Origin of the sequence: Paenibacillus sp. FSL P2-0089 (assembly GCF_038595095.1) — a bacterium.
Classification (GTDB): domain Bacteria; phylum Bacillota; class Bacilli; order Paenibacillales; family Paenibacillaceae; genus Paenibacillus_AQ; species Paenibacillus_AQ silagei.
This window is the reverse complement of record NZ_CP152006.1, coordinates 594662-618011: the sequence shown is the minus strand read 5'-3', so window position 1 is coordinate 618011 and position 23350 is coordinate 594662. Positions and strand designations below refer to the sequence as shown.

Below are 23350 nucleotides of genomic sequence, written 5' to 3'. Positions count from 1 at the left end.
AAGAGAATTCTCTTTCACCTCCCGCAAGTCTATTCAGTTAGTCGGTACGTTACTCGGTTACCCACCATTTGATAGCGTGGAAGAACTGTCCGTAGCCCAGTGACGGCTCAGGAGCATCCTCCTCTGCCCAGTGCACTCTAGGTCCTGTTCCGATCGCCTGACCATACTGATACAGGAATACATAAGGAAGGTCGGTTGAAATTTCCTTACCTACTTCTTTGTAGATTTCTTTGCGCTTAGCCTGATCTACCGTAGAATATCCGTCTACCCACAGCTTATCCAGCTTCTCATTCTTATACCAGCCGCTGTTCTGTCCGGCAGGCGGGAAGTACTTGGAGGAGAAGATGCTCTCTGCATCCGGGTCTGGTGTATTCAGGGACCATGCCAGCAGCAGGGCCTGATATTTACCCGGCGTTACGTTCTGGTCAATCCATGCAGCGAAGTCGATCGCCTTAGGCTTCACCTCAATGCCGACATCCTTCAGGTTCTGCTGGATAACAGCAGCTACCTGTTCACGGCGGCTGTTGCCGGCATTATACTGCAGCTCGAAGGAGAAGCGGTGGCCGTCTTTGACCAGAATGCCGTCCTTGGCATCCGCAACCCAGCCGTCTTCAGCCAGGAGCTTCTTGGCCGTTTCAGCATTGTAATCATAGTTCACAGCAGCATCACCCGGGTCAGCCCACGTATCCGGCAGGAACGGCGCATTCATCAGCGCGCCTACGCCCTTCAGGATATTATCCACCATTCCTTGTCGGTTCAAGGCATGGGCAATCGCCTGTCTGGTCTTCTGTCCCTGGAACAGGCCGTAGCCATCCGGGAAGTTTTTGCCGTCAAAGTTGAAGTTAACATATTCGTACTGCGCGCCCGGCTTCTGGATGATATCGATTTTCCCGTCAGCCTTAACTGCTTCAACCTGGGTTACAGGAATCGCACTGATATGATCCGTGTCGCCCTTCATAATCGCCTGAACCTCAGTGTTCTGGTCAGCATAGATCTTGTAGATCACCTGAGCGATATGAGGCTTCACGGTTCCCCAATAGTTCGGATCAGCATCCAGGGTATGGCTCTCGCCTTGCTTCCAGGCTGTCCACTTCCACGGTCCGCTTGTAACGGTCTTGGCCGGATCAGTACCATAGGGGTTCTTCTGCATTTCGGTCGGCTTCACATCCTTCAGGACATGGGCTGGAACAATCTCCTGGACCAGCGCATACAGGAACGGCGCATAGACTTGGGACATTGTGATCTTGACGGTGTGGTCATCCACCTTCTCAACACTCTTCACCTTGTCAAAGGCACTGATCAGCGGAGAGCCTGTCTCCTTATTCTTGGCCGTTTCAATGGTATAGATTACATCATCTGCAACGACGGGCTGACCGTCACTCCATTTGGCGGTATCCTTCAGCTTCACAGTATAGGTCAAGCCATCTTCAGAGATCTCCGGCAGCGCGGCAGCCAGCGACCAATCCTCTGCCTGTACATTGCCTTCACGGTCGAGATTGTACAGCTTGGCGAAGACGAACTGGGCCACATCACCAGACGCGGTGTCATTAACTAAGAGCGGATTAATATTAACAATATCGGAGAATGAGCTTGTAACTAGTGTTCCGCCGTCAACCGGCGCGTCAGCTGCAGGTGCTTCCGTAGCATCAGGCGCCGCACTCTCTGCCGGTGCTGTAGTGGCTGCAGGCGCATTTGTTGAAGAACCCGCAGTGTTATTCGTACTGCAACCTGTAAATAGAACCCCTACCAACGATAAGACTAGTAAACCTGACCACCATTTTCTCTTTTTCGCCATTCCTTTACTCCTCCTTAGTTAAGTGCTTGTACCTGCTCTTCAAAGCTTCTCGGGAGACTGGGATGCTCCGGATCGTTATCCGTCTAAGACCACTAATGACCGCCTACGCATTACATGTGACATAACATCACACCTAATATATATTGTAGAAATGCGTTGAATAGACCGCGGGTCAATTAAGGTCAGGGATAACATTCCCGGCGGGAAGCCTCACAACTTCCCTCATAAATTATGGTTTATATTACATGTGAATATATCTTACGTCAATATATTTATTTACCGCTGTACAATCTTACTTTTTTGCTCCTGAAACATTTACTTCCAATGTATCTTGAAATAACTGTAAAAATACCTTTTACACATTATTATAATAAGTTTAATCGGGTTAGTTTTAATGACACTTTCTTATCATTTTCGCGATTTTCCGACACTGTTCGTCATATTTTCGTATGTTTCAGCGCTAATTCCCCAGCCATCGGTTCCTTTTCAGGCACAAAAAAGAAGGATAACGGCTCCGGGCTCCCTCTGCCCTCGGCTCATTATCCTTCCTTGTATGCTGATGCTTTTTTTATTTTTTTGACAAAATCGTGACTGAACTACTCTACCGACTTCAGCGCTTCTATCATATGAATCCGCTTGAGCTTGATGTGCATGAAAGCCATTACGATGCCTGAGAATAGTATGGTCAGCAAGGCTGCATAGATGTAGCTCTGCCACTTGATGAGCGGAGCGAACATGGTGGCATCCAGCTCGGCAGTCGACAGGACGAACCGGTGCAGGATCACCCCCAGGGCACTGCCGGACAAGATACCAAGCAAGGTCAGCAGAATATTTTCCCGGTAAATATACAGAGTGACTTCCTTATCATAGAAGCCGAGCACCTTAATCGTAGACAATTCGCGGACCCGCTCAGACACATTGATATTAGTCAAGTTGTACAGGACCACGAAGGCCAGCGCGGCAGCAGAGACAATCAGCACCACAATGACGATATCCATACTGTCCATAGTTTCCTCGAAGGCCTCTCCCACACCGCTGGAAAAGCTGACCAAGGCCACCTGCCCATTCGCAGTCAGCTTCTCCCCGAAGGCGCTCTCCCACCCTTTATCCTTGCCGCTGTAGTTCAATAATTGAGTATTATAGACCGGCTCCTTGCCGAACACCTCCGTGTAGTACGCCGGGGTCATGTATACATAATGCAGCACATAGTTCTCGGTGACCGCCGCTACCTTGATCTGGAATGGCTCATTGTTGCTGTCCAGAAGCGTCAACGTACCCCCGGGGGCAACATCATACAGCTTAGCCAGCTTCTCTGTAATGACCGCGCCCTCGTCACTCAGTACACGCGGCTTACCGGTGCTGCGGTCCTTAAGATTAACGAAAGACGCCAGTGCGGTTGTATCCGAGGGAACAAAGATCCGCACTTCCTGGTCGTTCACGCCTTTGGCCCGGGCGGTCACAGCCTCCTGCAGCACATTCAGCGTGCCTGTCACCGCAGTCTCCTGTTCAATCAGCTTCTTATAGGAAGCCTGCTCTGCGGCGGCTGCATTATCATGCAGGGCTACCAGGGCACTGTATTTCATAATCCCGCCGAACTGCCGCTCGGCGATGCTGCCGATGGAATCCTTCAGTCCAAAGCCGGTCAGGATCAGCGCGGTACAGCCTGCCACCCCGATAACAGTCATGAACATCCGCTGCTTGTAGCGGAACAGATTGCGGGCTGTCACCTTTTGCACGAAGCTGAGCCGGGTCCACAGGAACTTGAAGCGCTCCAGTAGAATCCGCTGCCCGCTCTTGGGTGCCTTGGGCCGCATCAGCACAGACGCGTTGCTCCGCAGCTCCACACGTGAAGCGACCATGGCCGTCATCGTTGTACAGATTAGCGCCACGACTATGGAAATAACGGCGTAAGAAGGGTAGAAGCTCTTGATCACATCCGGCAGGTTATAGAGAGAGCTGTAAGCATTATAGATCAGGTCCGGGAAGAACGTGAAGCCGACCGCCAGACCCGCGATGGATGCCGCTAGGCTGGCAAGTGTTCCGTACACCAGAAACTTGGTCATAATGTCCATAGCACCGTATCCGAGTGCCTTCAACGTCCCAATCTGGAGCCGCTGCTCCTCCACCATGCGGGTCATCGTGGTTAAGCTGACAAGTGCTGCAATCAGGAAAAAGAATACCGGGAAAGCCGACGCAATCGCGGACAGACGGTCCGCATTATCCTTGTATTCGGCGTATCCCGGGTTCATTGTGCGATCGGCCACATATACTTTAGGCAGCTCCGGCTGGCTCTGCGCCGCTGTCTGCTGTTGTTGTTGCTGCGAGGCATCCGCTGCCTGCTGGCCCGCAGCCAGCTTGGCGGCCACTTCCGCCTTCAGCTCCTCCAGACGCTGCGCCGGGTAATCCTTGAGCGCTTGCTCTGTCTCTGTGAGGTGGCGCTCAACCAACGTGTCATAGGCCGGAGTATAGGCCCTCTCCGCAGCCGTATCCTTGAAGCTGAGATAGGCCTCCGTATACACCGGAAGTGTGAAATCCTCTTCCGGGATGACGGCGAACGCATCGGCAGTCCCTTTGCCGATCCGGCTCGTTCCACGGTTCGCGGTCTCAATATATTGTGGGCTCTGCGCGAAGCCTACGACAGTATAGGTCTTGGTCCGAAAGCTCTGTTCAGGCGTCTCCCCGGCCTCGCCGCCGAAGATAATAGAATCGCCAAGCTTGAATTTCTCCTGTTCGCGCAGGTGTTCATCCAGTACAATCTCTCCAGAGGCTGCCGGGAGATGCCCGGCGGTGAGCTTGTAGCCGTTCAGTTCATTATTGTCCGCATACGAATAGACCTTGGCAATCAGCCCGCTGTCGCCAAGAAAGACATCGGAGCTGTATACAGGCTGAACTGTCTGCACCCCGGGTATCCCCCGAAGCTTCTCGATCCCTTGCTCTGACAGGCCGTAAGTGGACTGGACCCGCAGATCCATCAGCCGCAGATCCTTATAATACGTCGCTGCGGTGTCCAGCATATCCGGCCCGGCCGACTTGATCCCGGAGAAGAAGCTGACCCCCAGCATAATAATTGCAAAGATCGAGAGGAACCTCGCCTTGGTGCGGCCGATCTCCCGAAAAACATCCTTCCATAGTGCCCGTTTCTTCATCATTCCCGGCCCCTTACCATTCGATATCTTCCACGGATACCGGCGCTGGATTCTTCACCATTTTCCGTACCTTGGCGTTGTTGATCTCAATGACCCGGTCGGCCATCGGAGCAATCGCCAGGTTATGCGTGATCACAATCACCGTTGTGCCGGTGTCGCGGCAGGTATCCTGCAGCAGCTTAAGCACCTGCTTGCCGGTATTGTAATCGAGCGCACCGGTCGGCTCATCACAGAGCAGCAGCTTCGGCTGCTTCGCCAGCGCTCTGGCGATAGCCACGCGCTGCTGCTCCCCGCCCGAGAGCTGGGCCGGGAAGTTATTCAGCCGCGCGCCAAGGCCCACATCCTCCAGCACCTTCCGGGCATCAAGGGCCCGGGGCGAGATCTGCGAAGCCAGCTCGACATTCTCCAGAGTGGTCAGATTAGGGACCAGATTATAGAACTGAAACACGAAACCCACGTCATTACGGCGGTAGCCGGTCAATTCCTTGGCGCTATAACGTGCGATGTCAGTACCGTCCACAATGACCTGGCCTTCGTCGGCGGAATCCATCCCGCCCAATATGTTAAGCACCGTTGACTTTCCCGCCCCGCTGGGCCCTACAATTACAGCAAATTCACCCTTCTCAATCTCGAACTCAATGCCGTCGTTGGCAACAATCAGGGTCTCCCCCATCTTATAGCGCTTATATTCGCCCTTCACCGTTACGAATGCCATGCCGTCTCCTCCTGTCTTCTCCACAAACCGCTAATACACCAGAACTGGCAGATACGATTTCAATTCCATGACTCAAGTGTAGCACATGAACCCCCTATGATGGCAAAAGTGGGGTCACAGCAAAAAACCTCCTGACGGAGGTTCCTGCTCAAGTGTTTGTTACTCATTCTTATTTATGGGGTCGGCATTCCGCCGTTGGCATTCAGGGTCTCACCGCTGACATAGCTTGATTCCTGGCTGGCCAGGAACACATAGGCCGGAGCCATCTCAGCCGGTTGGCCGGGGCGTCCCAGCGGGGTCTTAGCTCCGAAGTCCTTCAGGACTTCCTCCGGCTGTCCCCCGCTGATCTGAAGCGGAGTCCATACCGGTCCAGGGGCAACCACGTTCACCCGGATTCCCTTAGGGGCCACCTGCTGGGCAAAAGCTTTGCTGAAGGTATTAATGGCACTCTTCGTGGTGGCATAGTCCAGCAGAATCTCCGAAGGCTCATAGGCCTGAATCGATGAGGTATTAATAATTGTACTCCCAGGCTTCATATGCTTCACCGCTGCCTTGCAGAGCCAGAACAGCGAGTAGACATTCGTCTTGAAGGTAGCATCGAACTGCTCCGTCGTCAGATCAGCGATGTCCTTCACGAACTGCTGCTTACCGGCAATGTTAGCCAGGATATCAATCCCGCCCAGCTCTTCTACGGCCTTGGCAATCAGCTGCTCGCAGTACTTCTCGTCCTTCAGATCGCCCGGCAGGGCCACCGCCTTGCGTCCGGCTTCCTCGATGAGCTTAACGACTTCCTTCGCATCAGCTTCTTCCTCCGGCAGATAGGCCAGCACCACATCGGCGCCTTCACGGGCATAAGCAATCGCTACCGCCCGCCCGATTCCGCTGTCCGCTCCCGTAATGACGGCCTTCCGTCCGGTGAGCTTCCCGCTGCCCTTGTAGGTGCCCGCTCCGTCATCGGGACGCGGGTGCATTTTTGTCTCTAAGCCCGGACTGGGCTGCTGCTGCTCGAATTCAGGCGTAGCCTTTTCATATTGCTGCACAGGATCTTGAATCTTATATTGATTACTCATGATAATATTCCTCCTCTGTTCGCTTCTGATTGTGTAGGCTTCTGACTCTTTCTATGTAACCAGCTTCCCTTTTTCTTAAACGAATTATGTATGAGCGCTATAACAAAAAAATAGCCCCCTGCCAAAGAGCAAGGGGCCGTATCTCTATAACCTAAATGGATCAGAACTCTTCGTACACGGCCGGGTCCTGGTCCCACAGCGGTCCGGTGGACGGGAGTTCAGAAATCACCTTCATCTCAGCCTCCGACAGCTCGAACCCAAAAATATCCAGATTCTCCCGCTGATGCTCCTCCGACGCCGATCTTGGAATCGGAACCGCTCCCAGCTGCACATGCCAGCGGAGAACAATCTGTGAGACCGATTTGTCATGGGCTGTGGCGATCGCAATCAGCTGTTCATTCTTCAGCAGCTCCGTGCCGCGTCCCAGCGGACTCCAGGATTCTGTGACGATTCCGTGCTGCTCATGATATGCGCGCTGCTCCGCCTGTTGATAGAAGGGATGCAGTTCAATCTGGTTCATAGCCGGTACCACCCCCGTTTCCTTAATCAGGCGGTCCAGATGCTCCGGCAAAAAGTTACTGACTCCGATAGAACGGATCAATCCCTGCTTTCGGGCATCAATCAGTGCCTGCCACGCCTCCACATACAGGTTCACCTTGGGATTCGGCCAGTGGATCAGATACAGGTCATAATAATCGAGTCCGGCCCGGTACAGCGATTCCTCAATCGTCTCGACCGCTTCATCATACTTGTGATGGCGTCCGGGCAGCTTGGATGTAATGAACAGCTGGTCTCTGGGTACCCCGCTCTGCCGTACCGCTTCCCCGACAACGCCTTCGTTCTCATAGTTGAATGCCGAATCAATCAGACGATACCCCAAATCCAGGGCAGTCCTCAGATTCTGCATGCCCTTTGTACCTTTGATCCAGGCCGTTCCGTAGCCAATCGCAGGCACCTTCATTCCATCGTTCAGCAGTACTTCCGGAATATGATTCGTCATGTTCATGCAGCCTCCTCTATCACAATTTTAATTCGCCTTATCTGCAATACCACGCAGCCCTCCAGCGGGTAGCGTACACACCTTCTTTTACATAAGTAAACGTCAGCCCTATCTGCCGCAATGCCGGTAAATGCCTGACCATGTTCAAGTCCTTAATTACCCAAATTGAGCCGTCCTGATCTCTTGTATCTATAAATTGCAGATTATTGGCTTGCAGATAATCCCGCAAATTAAATCTGGAGCCCCGGTCCATATATTCATCCAGCCCATCTGACCGAACTTTAGAATCGTTCCAGTAGTGCACTTCCAGACCAGAAATCGATTCCAGTAAGACAAGCTCCTGTTCCATTGCCGCCTGCCGCTCCTCTTCCCTGTTACGCATTTCTTCTGTCCAATAGTCTGTGAGATTTGGCTGCCCGCTGATTTCCTGATAAAAGAATTCGTCAACAGCCTCTTCCTCCGCTGATCTGAACCCGGCTACATCTATTACATACTCCGCAGATATATCCTCCTCGGATGGCTGCTCCTCCGTAGCCGATTCCTGCTCTACCTTGTGCCATTCCTGCCGGATCTGCGCTGCCCTGTTGATGATAGACGCCTTCAGCCCATGCTCAGCGGAATCTTCGGAAGCCCGTTCTGTCTCCTGACGATGAAGCTCACGCGGAATGTCCAGCTCTTCCAGTCTGCGGAACAGCGGCTGCAGCGCCTTTTCCGGATTCCGGAAATATTCTCCACCGCGAATCCGCACGAAGCTCCAGCCCAGGCGTTCCAGTATAGACTGTCTGTCCATATCTTCCTTAAGCTTCTCTGCCGGATGCCATTTGTCTCCATCACATTCCACCGCAAGACGTCTCCCGCCTCCTTCAACAACCATATCAATCCGGTAGGCCCCAACTTTCCATTGAGGAAGTACTCTATAGCCTTCCCCCGTCACCCGGCGCATAACCTGCCGCTCGAATTCGGACTCCAGCACGGGCTCATGACGTTTATATGCTTCATCTGCTGAATACGGATTTTTGACATATTCAATTAACTGTTTCCGCAAATCCCCTTCTTTGAGTTGGATAGAGGCATCCAGCGAATGAATAAGCCATAGCTGGTCGCGGGCACGGCTTACAGCTACGTTATACCGTTTTTTGGTGCGGTTTCCCGGATCAGATATCAGACGCAGGGGCACCATCTCTTCAGAAGCATCTACCATGGACAGGAAAATAATATCACGCTCATCTCCCTGAAACTGGGCAGAGTTCCCGCAGCGTATCTTCCGCCTTTGATATTCAGTCGCCGGAATATACTTGTGCAGATACTGATCAATCAGAATAGCCTGTTCTTCGCCAAGCAATGTAATTACACCGATGGTTGCATCCCTGTATTCTTCCAACTGGATCGCAGACAGAATCAAAGATGCAATTGCCTCTGCTTCAGCCTCATTGCGCTTACCGTTCCGGCTCGCTCCTTCCACCCGGTACTCTACTGTATACGGCTTAGTGGAGACCCCGCTGGCATCCCGCAGCGGAAGAATTGAGCCATTATAGGACAACAGATTGCTGAACTGAATAATCGGCTCCACACAGCGGAAATGCTCACGAAGCTGCGTCATACCCGCGAATGAAGTTTTGGCTAAATCATAGATTGAGGTACTTCCATCATAAAGCGCAGCATTGGGTATCCCCTCCAAATGCGCCCCCATTAACCTTCTGGTCTCATCCAGCCGCTGGCCGATTGCTTCCGGACTTACCTGCTCATCATCCCCCACCACGACAATTTGGGTTCCCAGATACAGAGCGGTCAGCGCCATAATATCGGCCTGGCTGGCTTCATCCACAATCACCACATCAAACCGGTTCTCAGACGGTGTAAAGCTGTCTACCACTCTATACGTCGGCATGATCCAGACCGGAACAGCAGTCTGGCAGACCGGCATCAGCTTTCGAGCCTCAGCCAGAAGATGAGGTGCAGCTTTTCCTGTGCGCTTGCCGGCCTTCTTCATCAGCAGCTTCCATCCATGTAGCGCATTCTGTTGCTTGAGCGTAGTTTTACGAGCCAGTGCCAGCCAAGCCTTCTTCTCCACTAACTGAACTGTGATTGCTTTGAATTTCTTACGGGAATCCGCCAGCTCTTCCTGAAGATGCTGCGCCGGGATGCTCCCCCGCTCATCAAGCTCCATATCCAGCTGTTTGAGCAGCCAGGCGGTATCAAGGCCTTCCGGTGCGCGATAACTTCCATGGATTCCGCTTCTATCCTTAAGTGCCAGCGCCCACTCCCGTGCGCTCTTCTGCACTTGTTGAATCCAGGCTCCCCTTTGGGCGATTAATGCGCTTTTATCCCACAGCTGCTGAACCTCCTCATATGCCTGTTCATAGAGTGCCGGGTCCAGCCGGATTACACCTTGTTGCAGACGGCTGGCTATAGCGGAACGGGAATCTCCCAGCGAATCAGCCATCCTGCCTGCTTCTGCAATCTGACTTTTGACCGAAGTCCATCTCTTAGCTTGAAGATATGAATCTATAATAAGAGGCAGTTCTTGTTCTGCAAGTTCCCGGAGGTGATGCCATTCCATATGTCTGCCTACAGGCATGGGCTTAGCATTCAGAAGGACATCCCACAGCAGTCCCTCACTCTCTAGAGAATGAAGCGGCGGATCGAAGCTGGTCTGTCTCCAGTACAGCAGGCTGCTTATCTCCTGAATAACGTTATCCAGTTGCTCTTCCGGCTGCGGCCCAAATTCCGCCAGATCATATCCGCCCCGATCCGTTACCTGACGCTTCCAGCGGATGATAGACTTGGAACGCTGAGCCTGATACGCCCCCATCGCCAGCAGTGCGTCCAAGTAAGCAGCGTCAACTTCTTCCAGGGCTTTGCCGGGAGGCGCAATCAGCTCGCAGGTCTTTTTCCACTGTCTCTTAAGCAGCAATTGGAAGGTATTCAGCTTCCCCCCGGCTTCCAGATACCGCTTCATTTCCTCCAAAATAGGCAGCAGTGGCTGCAAATCGGTATCGGACAGATAATCAAAACCATATTTATACCGGGCAGTTCTCGCTATACGATACAGTTCAACCCACTTCTCCATTTCTTCCAGCAGGTCAATCCAATCGTTTTTGTCCGTTTCCCTGGTTGAAACTAGATCCAGCTTCCATTCGTCCTCAGTAACGGTTCCAAATGCCTGGCGCAGCTGTTGTAGGGCAACAAGCAGCTTATCTGGTTGCACCTCGGCTCCTGTTACCCAGTAAGGGATATGTCTGCTAGTCTCTATTGTGGACAAATGCTGATTCTCCTGTACAAGCTTATGGAATATATCAGGAGTAACAGGTAGTTCTACTCGACTGTGTAAGTACTGAAATTCCGTCTCATCCAGTATACTGATGATTTCCGAGCTTCTGTATAGCTGGTCTAATTCATTTGAAGTAAGCGGAAAAACATGGCCGGGCACTATGCTCCCCGGAACCAGCTCCATCGTATTCCGGCCTTCAGCGATTAATTTGGCCGCTGCGGAAGGATCGTACTGCGTTCCCCACATCACAATAGGCCGGTAATCACTCTCTCTGGAGAACTGCAGCCGTTCTTCAACGTCCCTGATCTTGTCCAGCAAGGATTTACGTTCAGCGTTCATCCGTTCTACCTCTGCTTCTGTCTGGTCAATGGATATCGAGCTTAAGGTGGAAGTAATCGTATCGATTGAGGTTTCAAGCTGCTTCTGTCCACTGACATCATCCAGCACACTGACACATAGATCCTGAAGCGGCCCGGCCACTTTATCACGCAGTACAGCTAGCGCCCTTGAGGTATGGCTTGTTACAAGTACGCTTTTGCCTTCTGCCAGAAAATGCCCGAGCAAATTGGCAATAGTATGCGTCTTCCCGGTGCCCGGCGGTCCCTGAACCAGTACCGATCCGTATTTGCCCAGCTTCAGGGCGATATCGAGCTGCTCTGAATTTGCTTCTTTGGTGAACAGAACGTCCTCACTCTCGCCATTTACATTGAGATTAGTATAGAAAAATACATTCGCTGGGTTGGCAGCCTCTCCGGGATCAATTCCGGTAATTCGCGCGATGGCCTGAGGCGGTTCTTCTCTAACTTTCAAGTCTTCGATGATCTCTTCAAAAGCATGCTCGAAGCCGGCAGAACGTTTGCGCAGAAAAAGAACCGGCTCTCGTTGGATATAAATGGCCTTCTTGTCCAGGGCAGCAGGTGCAGAGGTTCCATGGTAAGGAATAAACTGTGCTTGTGCCGACAAGTAGCCTGATATTCTCCGTAAATAATCATCCGTATCGCTATAGCCCAAAGGAGAGCATAGAGCTTCCAGCAATTCTCCGGTACATCTTTTGAGAGAACCTGGGCTTATTTCAGGAATATCCCTGAACAACGGACTATAGAACTCAGGTGCGGTATCGGTAGCCGTGATTGTAAATTCAGGACCCTCGGGGTTGAAGGCAAGCTCGACTCTTTGTAAAAGTACGGGATGGTGAACCGGTTCCGGTGCCAGCTCCCAGTGCAGAATACCGTCGCCAATCATCAACTCCACAGCATCACGTTCACGGTCAATCCAAGAATATAGCGTGTACAAATCCTCGAACAGCTTAATCGTTCGGCGAACAGGCCACTCCCGCTGTTGCCAGTGTTCACGCTCCTGAATCCAGCTGTCCCACAGGCTTACTCTCTCATGATCTTGATCGAAACGTTCCACGTAAGCTTCATATTCACCGTTCTCAGCTTCTCTGTAGCTGTTCATACTCTCCATACGCTCCGCCCGGGCATGAATCTTCTCCCATTCCGGCTTCATCCAGCGCAACAGCAGCTCCGGCGGCTTGGGGCATGCTGTCTTATCGGGCCGTTTCACACGAAGCAGAATCTCAGGCACTTCATCTTCTATACGTTCAGAAGGGCTTATCCCCGCTGTAAAATCACACACTACATTAGAATGTGTCGGCAGTTCCGCAAGAGACTGCGACCATAACTGACTGGCTATACGCTTGATTATCGGCTGCTTCAGCTGATGCAAAGCCTGTAGATAGGTAAACACCTGAATAAGCTTCTGCTTCGCGGCGCTCTTCTGCTCTTCGCTAATTCCCATACAAAGCCCTTCTTCTCTGCCTCTTTACGACAAAGATCCTATTTTTTAACCTAATTATAATATAATCAGCTATGTTGCAATACCAATAATTTCAATAACTGAAAAGAGACGCGGATGGCCCGCGCCTCATCAAAATCTGCTAAAAAGATACTACTATTTAGTAGCACATCAGATCTAAACATGTGAGAATTACTATAACTAATGGCTTTCTGAGCGGTTACCTCACCCCGATTAGAGTGCAAGAGGTAGGCTTAATTGCAATTCATACAACTAAATTGCCCTATGTGCCGCCAAATCTCCGTTTAGATGTAGTTCGTGCAATTAAAATGCCCCTATACCTGGATTTTCGCCCATCCGGGCAAATTTAGTTGTACAGACTACAATTAGAAGAAGAAGTCCACCCGGTTCACTGTTTTTAGTTGCACAGAATACACTTATACCCGTCTTTTCGCTACGAAGGCAGCTTCTTACCTTACCGCTTTTATGGAATGAAATCACTTGTTAAATTCTGATGGTCTACTACCAGCAGCCGAGATTATTTACGCTCATCGTCCGGCAGCCCCAGCCGGAATCTTAACCAGCACCTGATACTGCTTACCCGGTTTCAGTTCCTTCAGAACACCATCTTCCACAAGCTGTCCGTCCAGATATACCTCGATTGCCGCTACGCCGGACTCACGCTTCATCTCAATCTGCAGCTCAGCGCCTCTGAAGCTGCGCTTCACGGTGGCCTCCTGCCAGCCGGAAGGAAGCTGCGGCTTCACCTGCAGCCCTTCCCGGTTCCCTTGCAGCCCGAACAATCCGTCGATCAGACAGCGGTATACCCAGGGAACGGTTCCGGTATTGAACAGATGGCTGGAGCGTCCGGCAGTCTGCGGGAATTGCTTATACGCGCCCCGGTAGTAATTAGGAATGAACACCGGGAGCTGGCCCCGCCGGATGATATCCTCGATATCGGGCCCGGGGAGCATTTTACGCAGCAGACGGTACGCGTGGTCCTGCTCACCCACCGCATACAAGCCATAGATATAGAAGGCTGCGGCATGGTTATAGACTGCGCCGTTCTCGGCTGTCCCCGGATGCTTCTGGGTCACCCGGCCCACATCCTCGCGCATGGCGGTATAGGACGGGGCGAGCTTTTCCACTCCATACGGGGTCTCCAGCTGTTCATGGACCGACTTCATCAGCTTCGCCCGCTTCTCCTCATCGGCCGCACCGCTGAGCAGCGCCCAGCCCTGGGGATTAATGAAGATCCGGCCTTCCTTGTCGCTGCTGATTCCGAACACTACATTGTCATCAGTAATTCCCCGCGCATACCACTCGCCATCCCAGAAGTATTGATTGACGAGCGCATTGGTCTCCTCCGCCGCATGACGGAAGGTCTTGGCGATATCCGTACGGCCGCTCCGCTCACAAATATCCGCCCAGACCATACACGCATACGCGGTAGCGATGGTCAGCCAGCCGGACACGCCTTGCCCCCGGTACCCTACCATATTCATCGGGTCGCACCAGTCCCCCTGATTGATATAGTTCAGGCCGCGCTCATCCCGCTCATGCAGCAGCCACTGCACCGCCCGGTCGATATGCTCATGCACAGGTCCTGTCTCCAGGCCGCCCGCATACGATACTTCCTCATCCAGAATGCTGTAATCATCGGTCTCATCCAGATAGGTACTGAGGCAAATCGGCAGCCAGACACAATGGTCTGTATGCGGAACCTGATTGATATATTTCAGTTCAGCCGCTTCATGCAAAATAATGCCGTCCGGCATCGCTCCGCTGGCCTCCTGCTGGCTTAAGGCCGTCAGGAACGCTTCTCTTGCCGTCTGCGGCTTAAGATAGCTCATCCCCATATTATCCTGCAGATAATTCCGGGTCTGCGGGTCGGTCGTCAGGCGGTTGGTCTGCCCGTGATAGTACATCTGCCGGGGCAGCCAGTGGTTGACCAGATTGTCGAGGTCCGCATCCGGGGTGGAGATCTCAATGCTCCCTCTGCCTTCCGCAATGTACTGCGCATATTCCCGCTCGGCGCGCACGAATCCGTCCTCGCCTGCCGCATCGGTATCCAGGAACAGCTTCCGGCGGATCTCCGCGATTCTCTGCTCACTCCGGGCCGGGCCGAAGACGAAGCGGTATTCACGTTCTTCCCCCGCAGCCAGATCCAGACTGTATTGCAAAGCGGCGACCGGGGTCTCATAACGGGCTTCGCCTTGCGCCAGCCGTTCGCTCTTAAGCGCGGACGGCGAGCCGATTCCGCCTTCGCCCTCGAAGGCTTCCTGATTCACTTCCCAGGAGGCCGGGGCATGGTCGGCCAGCAGGAAGGTTTTGTCCTTCAGATGCTTGATTTTGTCGTAATCCTGATATTTCTGATAAGGTGTGACCGCTGTAGCCACGATTCCCTGCAAGGCTTCCTTATACTCGCCGGATTGATTCATCCATGACATGTAGCCGATGGTGAAGTAGGGATAGATGCTGATCCTCCGCCGCGCCGCAGACAGATTGGTCACCTTCACCCGCCACAGCTCCATTGGCTCATCCTTAGGCAGGCTTAGCATCATCTCTATCGCGATCCCGTTCTTCTCGATGGTCCATACAATATTATGTTTACCCACCGCAAAAGTGTAATGATCCGGAGGGGTGCGGACAGGCTCATAAGGGGCAGAGAACAGCTCTCCGTTCTCCTCATCCTTGACATAGACGAAGCGGCCGGGGTGATGGGCATAATAAGGCTGCTCCGGCTGCATGAACGTCTTGGCCTCCAGATTCGGCGCATAGGAGTACTTGGCCGGCTCCGGCTGCATGAACTGGGCTACCGCATAGCCCCGGCAGTTCATATGAATCATCATCTGTTCATTCCACAGAAACCCCGAAGCCTTGGGGAGAATGGTGGGACTGGACAGCTCATAGTATTCGTTATCTTCAGATGCTCTTATCATACTAGTGCCTCTCTTTCCGGAATAAATATCCATCATTCTAGTAATCTTTATTCAAGAATACGCTCTCATAGGTTTGGGGGCAAGTCTGCGGGAAGAGATTCAATTTCATCGTTTTGGTTTTTATAGTAGAATAAACCCAAATAACTACCACTAGATGAGAGGTGCATCCTATGAAGCAATCATACATAGCCAGGCTTGAATTATTCGTAACTAACGCCCAGCAGATCAAACAGGAATTCCCTTGGCAAAATGCCTCCGTGAACCGGCTGGCCGCCTTGCTCTACGCCGTGGAAGACAAGATGGCCAATGTGGAAGCGATCCGCCTGTACCATGAGATGGTCAAGGATAACACCCGGGGCTTCTCGTCCTTCCGGGGAACCTCAGCCATCTGTATTGCTGCGCTGCTCTCCCTGTCTCCCCAGCCGCAGCAGCAGCTTGCAAATACGCTGGCTGTATATGACTTGCTAAAGGAACGCAAATTCCGGGCCTCCGACTACCTGGTCATTGCCGCCTATCAGATCGCTGCCCATACTCCGTACGATCAATATGCCGCAGCCATAGACCGCACCCAAGCGTTCTACGAGGGGATGCGGTCGAAGCACCGTTTCCTGACCGGACGGGATGACTATATCTTCGCTGCCATGCTCGGCCTCTCCGACATCCCTGTAGAGCAAGGGCTGGAGCAGTTGGAACAGCTCTATGTTACGCTCAAGCCCGAGTTCTTCTCCGGCAATAGTGTTCAGGCACTGACACAGGTGCTGGTGCTAGGCGGCGGGGATCTTGCAAGCCGGGTGCTTAGCCTGCGTGAAGCGTTCCGGGCACGGGATATCCGGCTGGATAAGGAGTATACACTCTCGTCCCTTGGCATCCTGTCCCTGATCCCCTACGAGCAGCAGCAGCTGGTAAGCGATGTCTCGGATACCTATGAGTTCCTGCGCCCGCAGAAGGGCTTCGGCGGCTGGTCGATCAACAAGCAGGAGCTGCTCCTGCTGTCTGCCGCACTCGTCTCCTATCAATATGTCGAGGATGTGAGAAACGGCATTATTCAATCCACACTATCTACCAGCCTGACCAACATCATCATTGCCCAGCAGACGGCGATTGCTGTAGCAGCGGCCTCTGCGGCGGCGGCAGCTTCGTCTTAGGAATTGACATGCAAAAGGCTTCCGGAGCGTAGTTTGCTTCGGAAGCCTTTTTATTAACGATACATTTGGACATACCACATCTTGAAGCCATGCCGCTCATAAAATCCGACACTTCGTTTCCAATCCAAATTAGAAGAACCTACGAGTGCATGAGCTACACCGTGTAGCTCAGCTTCACTTATGATTTTGTCCACCAACTGATGACCTACTCCATCTGCCCTGTACTCTGGATGGACGTATACTTCATAAATCTCTAGAAATAAAGCGTTATTAGGGAATACCGAATACTGGGATGTTTGAATGGCTCCATGAGTATATCCAATGACCCGTCCATGCTTCTCGGCAATCCAGAAATAATCCCCTATACGCTGAGCAATCTTGTCAGTGTTCGATGCTGGATAAGCGAAAGTAACCGCTTCTTTTGCCCACATCTCAGATAATTCAGCTACCTGAGGAACATCCTCCATGGTACATTTCCTTATCGTTACCATCATTCACCCTCCAGTGATTAATACTACAGCAATCCATATGCTTCTTATGCTTATCAATTCATTATGTTAATGGTGGTGTATATTCGTCAAAAAGGAACAAATCCCCTCCCCTCTCTAAGTTTCAAACTTTATCCTGGTAGCATGCGTCCTCAATAATTGGATTTCCGGCACTTGTTGATGAGCCATTTCCAGGGTGACGGAAGTTAGTTGGATTTATGACACTTAATTCTGCCCTATTTGCAATGTTACCTGTATTCGGCTGGAGTAGGTGTATAATTTCCAACTAAACTTCCCCAAACAACGATTTTTCTATAATTAGATGACGTTTATCCACTTATTTATTATGTTCAGTTACTACAGCCACTCCACTGTTTGATTCATACGCCCCGGTTACAGGCGGCCTCCTAACGCTCAAATTAAAGAGCATGTCCCGCACTTGCCGGAGACATGCTCTGTTCGTTATAACAGCCCTACCCTTCCTCCCCATCCCCGGGCATCCGGCGTCTGCCGATCCCAAACGCATAATACCCCGCCACAACAATAGCCAGGAACGACGCGCCGACGATCAGCGACAGATGGGTATCCGGGTTGAACCACATGCCGATGATGACCAGCGACAGGAAGATAATGATAATATAGTTACTGACCGGGAAAAAGCGGGACTTGAACGGATGGGCTGCCATCTCGCCTGCCCACCGCTCTCTGAATCTGAACTGGCTGAAAGCCAGGGCGAACCACGGAATCATTCCCGGAAGCACGCTGGCACTGTAAATATAGAGAAACAGCTTGGAGTCCGGCATCAGATAGTTGAACAGCACGCCGACCAGCAGCAGGGAGATCGTTGTAATAATACTGTTGCGGGGCACTCCGCTGGCCGAGACTCTGCCGAAGAACTTCGGAGCCTGTCCGTTCTGGGCGAGGGTGTAGAGCATTCTTCCCGCACTGTAAATTCCGCTGTTGCAGCCCGACATCGCCGCTGTCAGCACCACGAAGTTGATAATGCCGGCCGCAGCGACAATCCCGACCTTGGCGAAGGTCAACACGAACGGACTGCCGATTTCCCCGATCTCATTCCACGGATAGATGGTCACAATGATGAAGATGGCCCCCACGTAGAAGATCAGAATGCGCCAGATGATATTCTTGATCGCTTTTCGCAGCGTTTGCTTCGGATTCTCCGCTTCCCCTGCCGTAATCCCCACCAGCTCAATCCCCTGATAGGCCGCCGTGACAATGCAGAGCGCGAACAGGAAGCCCTTCAGTCCTCCGGCAAAAAAACCGCCATGACTATAGAGATTGGACAGTCCGAGCGGCTGCCCGCCATTTCCGAGACCGAAGAAAATCACCCCGGTGCCGATCACCAGCATCACGACAATGGCAACCACCTTGATCATCGCAAACCAGAATTCAAACTCCCCGTATAGCTTCACCGCCGCCAGATTGGCTGCTGCAATGATGCCCACACCAATTAGCGCCGGAATCCACTGCGGGATATCCGGGAACCAGTACCCGACATAGATTCCAATTGCCGTAACCTCGGCCATGCCTACCGTCACCCATAGGAACCAGTAGCTCCAGGCGGTCAGGAAGCCGGCCAGCGGGCTGATATATTTATGGGCAAAAGTGGCGAACGAACCAGTCACCGGCTCCACCACCAGCATCTCCCCCATAATCCGCATCACAAAAAACATAATGATTCCTGCCAAAAGATACGCTAGCAGCACGGAAGGCCCCGCCCACTTAATCGTGCTTGCCGAGCCCATGAATAATCCCACGCCAATCGTGCCGCCCAGTGCGATCAGCTCGATATGCCGTGGCTTAAGTCCTCTGGTTAACTGTTTGGATTCCAACGAAATGCTCCCCCTCATATGTACACCTGTACACCTCACATGTACTCAACGCAATCTATCTTAATATGTAAGCATCATTGTATGCTGTGACATACATTAACGCAATGCAGAATTACTCCATTACAAAGTTCAAGCTTTTGTAAAAAGAAATTAAGCGTATCCCTATACATTTTGGTTCATAGTGTTATAATCACTTTGTTTATCACAAGACAACAGGAAACAGGTGATCAGATGTTTGAAATCAAATGGCTGTGGCAGAACCTGGAGGGCAACCGGGCGCGGTATATCGTGGCGCTCTGCCTCTCAGTGGTGGGCTCAAGTCTTACGATTGTGAACCCCTACATCAGCCAGCGCATTGTCGATACGTTCATTGCCGGTGACCACGCAGGAGCGAATCTTGCTACAGGACGCGGGCTGCTCATTGCGCTTTGCCTGGGCATGATCGGCTTCTCCCTGCTACGTACAGGGCTGGCATACTTCACGACCATGCAGTACGAAATTTCTTCACAGAATATGATGTACAATATCCGGATTTATCTGTACAACAAGATTCAGGGCCAGGACCGGGAATATTATGACCGCAACCGCACCGGGGACCTGATGACCAAAATGACGGGGGATCTGGATATGGTCCGCCACTCGATGGCGTGGATTTTCAAGACGATTATTGAATCGCTCACGATTTTCCTGGCAGCCGTCATTTATTTTCTCACGATTGATGTGAAGCTGACGCTGTGGATGCTGATCCTGTCACCGCCGATTTTTGTGGTGGCCTTTATCTTCGCCAAGAAAGTGCGCCCGATGTACATCGACCTGCGCGAGCGGCTGTCCCAGCTCAATACGACGACACAGGAGAATATCTCGGGGAACCGTGTGGTGAAGGCTTTTGCCCGTGAGGAGTTCGAGATTGCCAAGTTCACGGAGAAGAATGTCAACTACGCGGTGGCGAATAAAAAAGCAGCCCTCGTCTGGCTTGACTACTTCCCTTATCTGGAGACCTTCGCTCAAGGCTTCAACGTTGTGCTGATGCTGGCCGGCGGTTACTACGTGATGGAGGGGCGGATTACCTTCGGTGAGTTCACGGCGTTCTCCTCGCTGATCTGGGCCGTCTCGAACCCCATGCGCAATATCGGAATTATTATTAATGATATTCAGCGTTTCTTTGCCAGCTTATCCAAAATCGTCGATATCTATTACGCCCGTCCGGCAATTGCCAATGACCATAACCCGGTGGAGCGCCGCCGCTATGAGGGACGGATTGAATTCGACCATGTCCGGTTTAAATATGATAACGCTACCGTGCTTGATGATGTGAGCTTCACGATAGCCCCCGGCGAGACCATTGCGATCATGGGAGCCACCGGCTCCGGCAAAACCTCCCTCATCAATCTCATTCCACGCTTCTATGATGTGGCGGGCGGGCGAGTGCTGGTAGACGGCAGAGATGTCCGGGAGCTGGAGCTGGATGAGCTGCGGGGGAATATCGGGATGGCTACGCAGGATGTCCTGCTGTTCTCCGATACCATTGACGGCAACATCGCTTACGGCGATCCCGATCTGCCTGAGGAGGATGCGAAGGCTTACGCGGCTCTGGCCGCTGCCCATGATTTCATTGTCAAAATGCCTGAAGGCTACGATACCGTAGTGGGGGAACGCGGTGTCGGATTATCCGGGGGTCAAAAGCAACGTATTGCGCTGGCCCGCGCCTTGGCGGTCCAACGTCCGATTCTGATCCTGGATGATACGACTTCTGCGGTCGATCTGGAGACGGAGGAGCATATTCAGCGCAGCCTGCGTGAGCTGGAGTACCCCTGCACGAAGATCATCATTGCGCAGCGGGTATCCACTACCGCCCAGGCTGACCGCATTCTGATTCTGGAGGGCGGGCGTTTGATTGAGGAAGGAACCCATGCCGAGCTGCTGGCGAAGCGGGGGTATTACTATGATGTATTCATGCTTCAGAACGAGGGCATTGGAAGGCAGGTGACCGAAAGTGGCCAGAAATAAATTCGATGTCGATGAGAATCTGGAAGCGCCGTTCAATATCAAGCATTTCCGGCGGGCCATGGTCTATATCAGACGCAAGAAGAAGCCGATGCTTATCGCGTTCGCGCTTAGCGCATTGTCGGCGGCGATTGCCCTGTCGGCTCCGCTGATCATGCAGCATGTCGTGGATGTGACGATTCCGGCCAAAGACATGGGAGCGCTGGCGGGCTGGTCCCTGCTGATGCTGGCAACCATCGTGGTCAGCGTCATTCTGGCTACGATCCGCTCGCGAATTATGACGAGCGTCGGACAGGATATTATCTTCGATATCCGCACCGACCTGTTCAAGCATCTACAAGAGTTGCCGTTCAAATATTATGACGACCGGCCGCAGGGTAAAATCCTGATCCGGGTCGTGAACTACGTCAACGGGGTCTCCGATGTGTTGTCGAACGGAATTATCAACTTCATCCTGGAAATCGTGAACCTGATCTTCATCGCGGTGTTCATGTTCGCCGTGGATGTGCGGCTCTCGTTCATCATTCTGGCCGGACTGCCGGTGTTCCTCGGCGTCATGCTGCTGATCAAGACCCGGCAGCGCCGGGCCTGGCAGGCGGTATCGAACAAAAGCTCCAACCTGAATGCCTATCTGCAGGAGAGCATCAGCGGCATCGGCGTCACACAGATGTTCTCGCGGGAGACGCGCAATGAAGGCATCTTCACCCGTCTGGCCGGCAACTTCCGCACGGCCTGGATGAAGGCGCTGCGTTACAACATTCTGATTCCGTTCAGTGTCGATAACCTGTCTACCATTGTTACGGCTATGATCTTCCTGGTCGGCCTGCTGACTCTGGACCCGCAGAACATGACGCTGGGCGTCATTCTCGCCATGAGCAGCTATGCTGCCCGCTTCTGGCAGCCGATCCTGAATCTATCGAACCTGTACAATAACTTCATTAATGCGGTGGCTTATCTGGAGCGGATCTTCGAGACGCTGGATGAGCCGGTAACGGTAAGCGATATCCCCGGTGCGAAGGCGCTCCCGCCGGTTCAAGGCCGGGTAACATTCGATGATGTCACCTTCGCCTATGATCCGGGCCTGAATATCCTGGAGAACATCTCCTTCGATGTCGCAGCCGGAGAGAGCGTTGCTCTGGTTGGTCCGACCGGTGCCGGCAAGACCACCGTCGTCAACCTGATCTCGCGCTTCTATAACCTGACTGGCGGACGCATTCTGATCGACGGGCAGGACATCTCGCAGATCACGCTGAAATCGCTGCGCAGCCAGATGGGGATCATGCTGCAGGACAGCTTCATTTTCTCGGGAACCATTCTGGATAATATCCGCTACGGCAGACCGGATGCGACCGAGGAAGAGGTTATCGCTGCCGCGAAGGCAGTCTGCGCAGACGACTTCATCCGCGAATTCGATCAGGGCTACCAGACCGAGGTGAACGAACGCGGCTCCAAGCTCTCCCAAGGGCAGCGGCAGCTGATCTCGTTCGCCAGAACGCTGCTGGCCAACCCGCGGATTCTCATCCTGGATGAGGCTACCTCCTCCATCGATGCACAGACCGAGCGTCTGCTCCAGAAGGGGCTGAACGAGCTATTGAAGGGACGCACCTCGTTCATCATCGCGCACCGCCTGTCTACGGTGAAAAACTGCGACCGGATCATGTATGTCTCGAACAAGGGCATTGCCGAGAGCGGCTCCCATGACGAGCTGATCGCCCGCCGCGGCCTGTACCACCGGCTGTATACGGCGCAGAAGATGGAAGCTTGATGTGCAGTGCAGGATAAGGCTATATAGATTGTACTTGTAGTTCAATTTATATAGTCTCAAATAAGAAATCGCCAAAAACCGCAGCAAGGGTTCGCCCCTGTCTGCGGTTTTTGGCATGAATGGATGGACCGTACAGCACATCTTCAGTGAAGAATATATATGTCCGCATGCATGATCCGTTACCACCTAAGTCTGCTGGTTGCTGGCTTCATCAATTTGTGCAATTAAGCAGCACTCCTGCTGCGATCCATGCGGACTGGAGAGCCGCTATTCCTGTAAATTGTACCATTTTGCGGGCTAAGCGGACTCACATGCACTTAACCAGTCGCTCTTGACTCATTCTAATCACCAACTGGCCT

General features: G+C 52.6%; 12 protein-coding genes. 3 read left to right on the top strand and 9 right to left on the bottom strand.

The genetic code is table 11. The features are described 5' to 3' along the window. Window positions 1-49: 49 nt before the first annotated feature. The 7 genes from NST69_RS02450 to NST69_RS02420 form a co-directional block, all read right to left on the bottom strand. The gene (locus tag NST69_RS02450; protein ID WP_339253643.1) at window positions 50-1795 is read right to left on the bottom strand and encodes a peptide-binding protein; all 1746 of its coding nucleotides are present in this window, start codon (window positions 1793-1795) and stop codon (window positions 50-52) included. Between the two features lie 596 nt (window positions 1796-2391). Then, window positions 2392-4941, bottom strand: a complete 2550-nt coding sequence (locus NST69_RS02445) for an ABC transporter permease (protein ID WP_342550059.1) — start codon at window positions 4939-4941, stop codon at window positions 2392-2394. A gap of 13 nt (window positions 4942-4954) precedes the next feature. Beyond that, the gene (locus NST69_RS02440) at window positions 4955-5656 is read right to left on the bottom strand and encodes an ABC transporter ATP-binding protein (RefSeq protein WP_036730659.1); all 702 of its coding nucleotides are present in this window, start codon (window positions 5654-5656) and stop codon (window positions 4955-4957) included. Between the two features lie 173 nt (window positions 5657-5829). Beyond that, window positions 5830-6726, bottom strand: a complete 897-nt coding sequence (locus NST69_RS02435) for an SDR family oxidoreductase (protein WP_036730661.1) — start codon at window positions 6724-6726, stop codon at window positions 5830-5832. A 160-nt stretch (window positions 6727-6886) separates the two neighbouring features. Beyond that, entirely contained in the window at window positions 6887-7726 is an 840-nt protein-coding gene (locus NST69_RS02430) for an aldo/keto reductase (protein ID WP_342548393.1), read from the bottom strand. Between the two features lie 37 nt (window positions 7727-7763). After that, window positions 7764-12797 carry an AAA domain-containing protein gene (locus NST69_RS02425; protein WP_342548392.1) on the bottom strand — a complete coding sequence of 1678 codons (5034 nt, stop codon included), beginning with the start codon at window positions 12795-12797 and terminating at the stop codon, window positions 7764-7766. Between the two features lie 545 nt (window positions 12798-13342). Further along, complete coding sequence (locus NST69_RS02420; RefSeq protein ID WP_342548391.1) at window positions 13343-15736, bottom strand: NdvB protein; 2394 nt, start codon at window positions 15734-15736, stop codon at window positions 13343-13345. A gap of 170 nt (window positions 15737-15906) precedes the next feature. On the opposite strand from NST69_RS02420, the gene NST69_RS02415 reads away from it, so the two are divergent. Continuing rightward, window positions 15907-16881, top strand: a complete 975-nt coding sequence (locus NST69_RS02415) for a DUF4003 family protein (protein WP_342548390.1) — start codon at window positions 15907-15909, stop codon at window positions 16879-16881. 53 nt (window positions 16882-16934) lie between these two features. Here NST69_RS02415 and NST69_RS02410 read toward each other — a convergent pair whose 3' ends face one another. Beyond that, the gene (locus NST69_RS02410; protein WP_342548389.1) at window positions 16935-17375 is read right to left on the bottom strand and encodes a GNAT family N-acetyltransferase; all 441 of its coding nucleotides are present in this window, start codon (window positions 17373-17375) and stop codon (window positions 16935-16937) included. Window positions 17376-17842: 467 nt separating this feature from the next. Further along, a complete protein-coding gene (locus NST69_RS02405) occupies window positions 17843-19222 on the bottom strand; it encodes an amino acid permease (protein WP_342548388.1) in 1380 nt (459 codons plus the stop codon). A 231-nt stretch (window positions 19223-19453) separates the two neighbouring features. On the opposite strand from NST69_RS02405, the gene NST69_RS02400 reads away from it, so the two are divergent. Continuing rightward, the gene (locus NST69_RS02400) at window positions 19454-21229 is read left to right on the top strand and encodes an ABC transporter ATP-binding protein (protein WP_036730671.1); all 1776 of its coding nucleotides are present in this window, start codon (window positions 19454-19456) and stop codon (window positions 21227-21229) included. Continuing rightward, entirely contained in the window at window positions 21216-22991 is a 1776-nt protein-coding gene (locus NST69_RS02395) for an ABC transporter ATP-binding protein (RefSeq protein WP_342548387.1), read from the top strand. Before NST69_RS02400 ends, NST69_RS02395 begins: the two co-directional genes overlap by 14 nt. Window positions 22992-23350 lie beyond the last annotated feature (359 nt).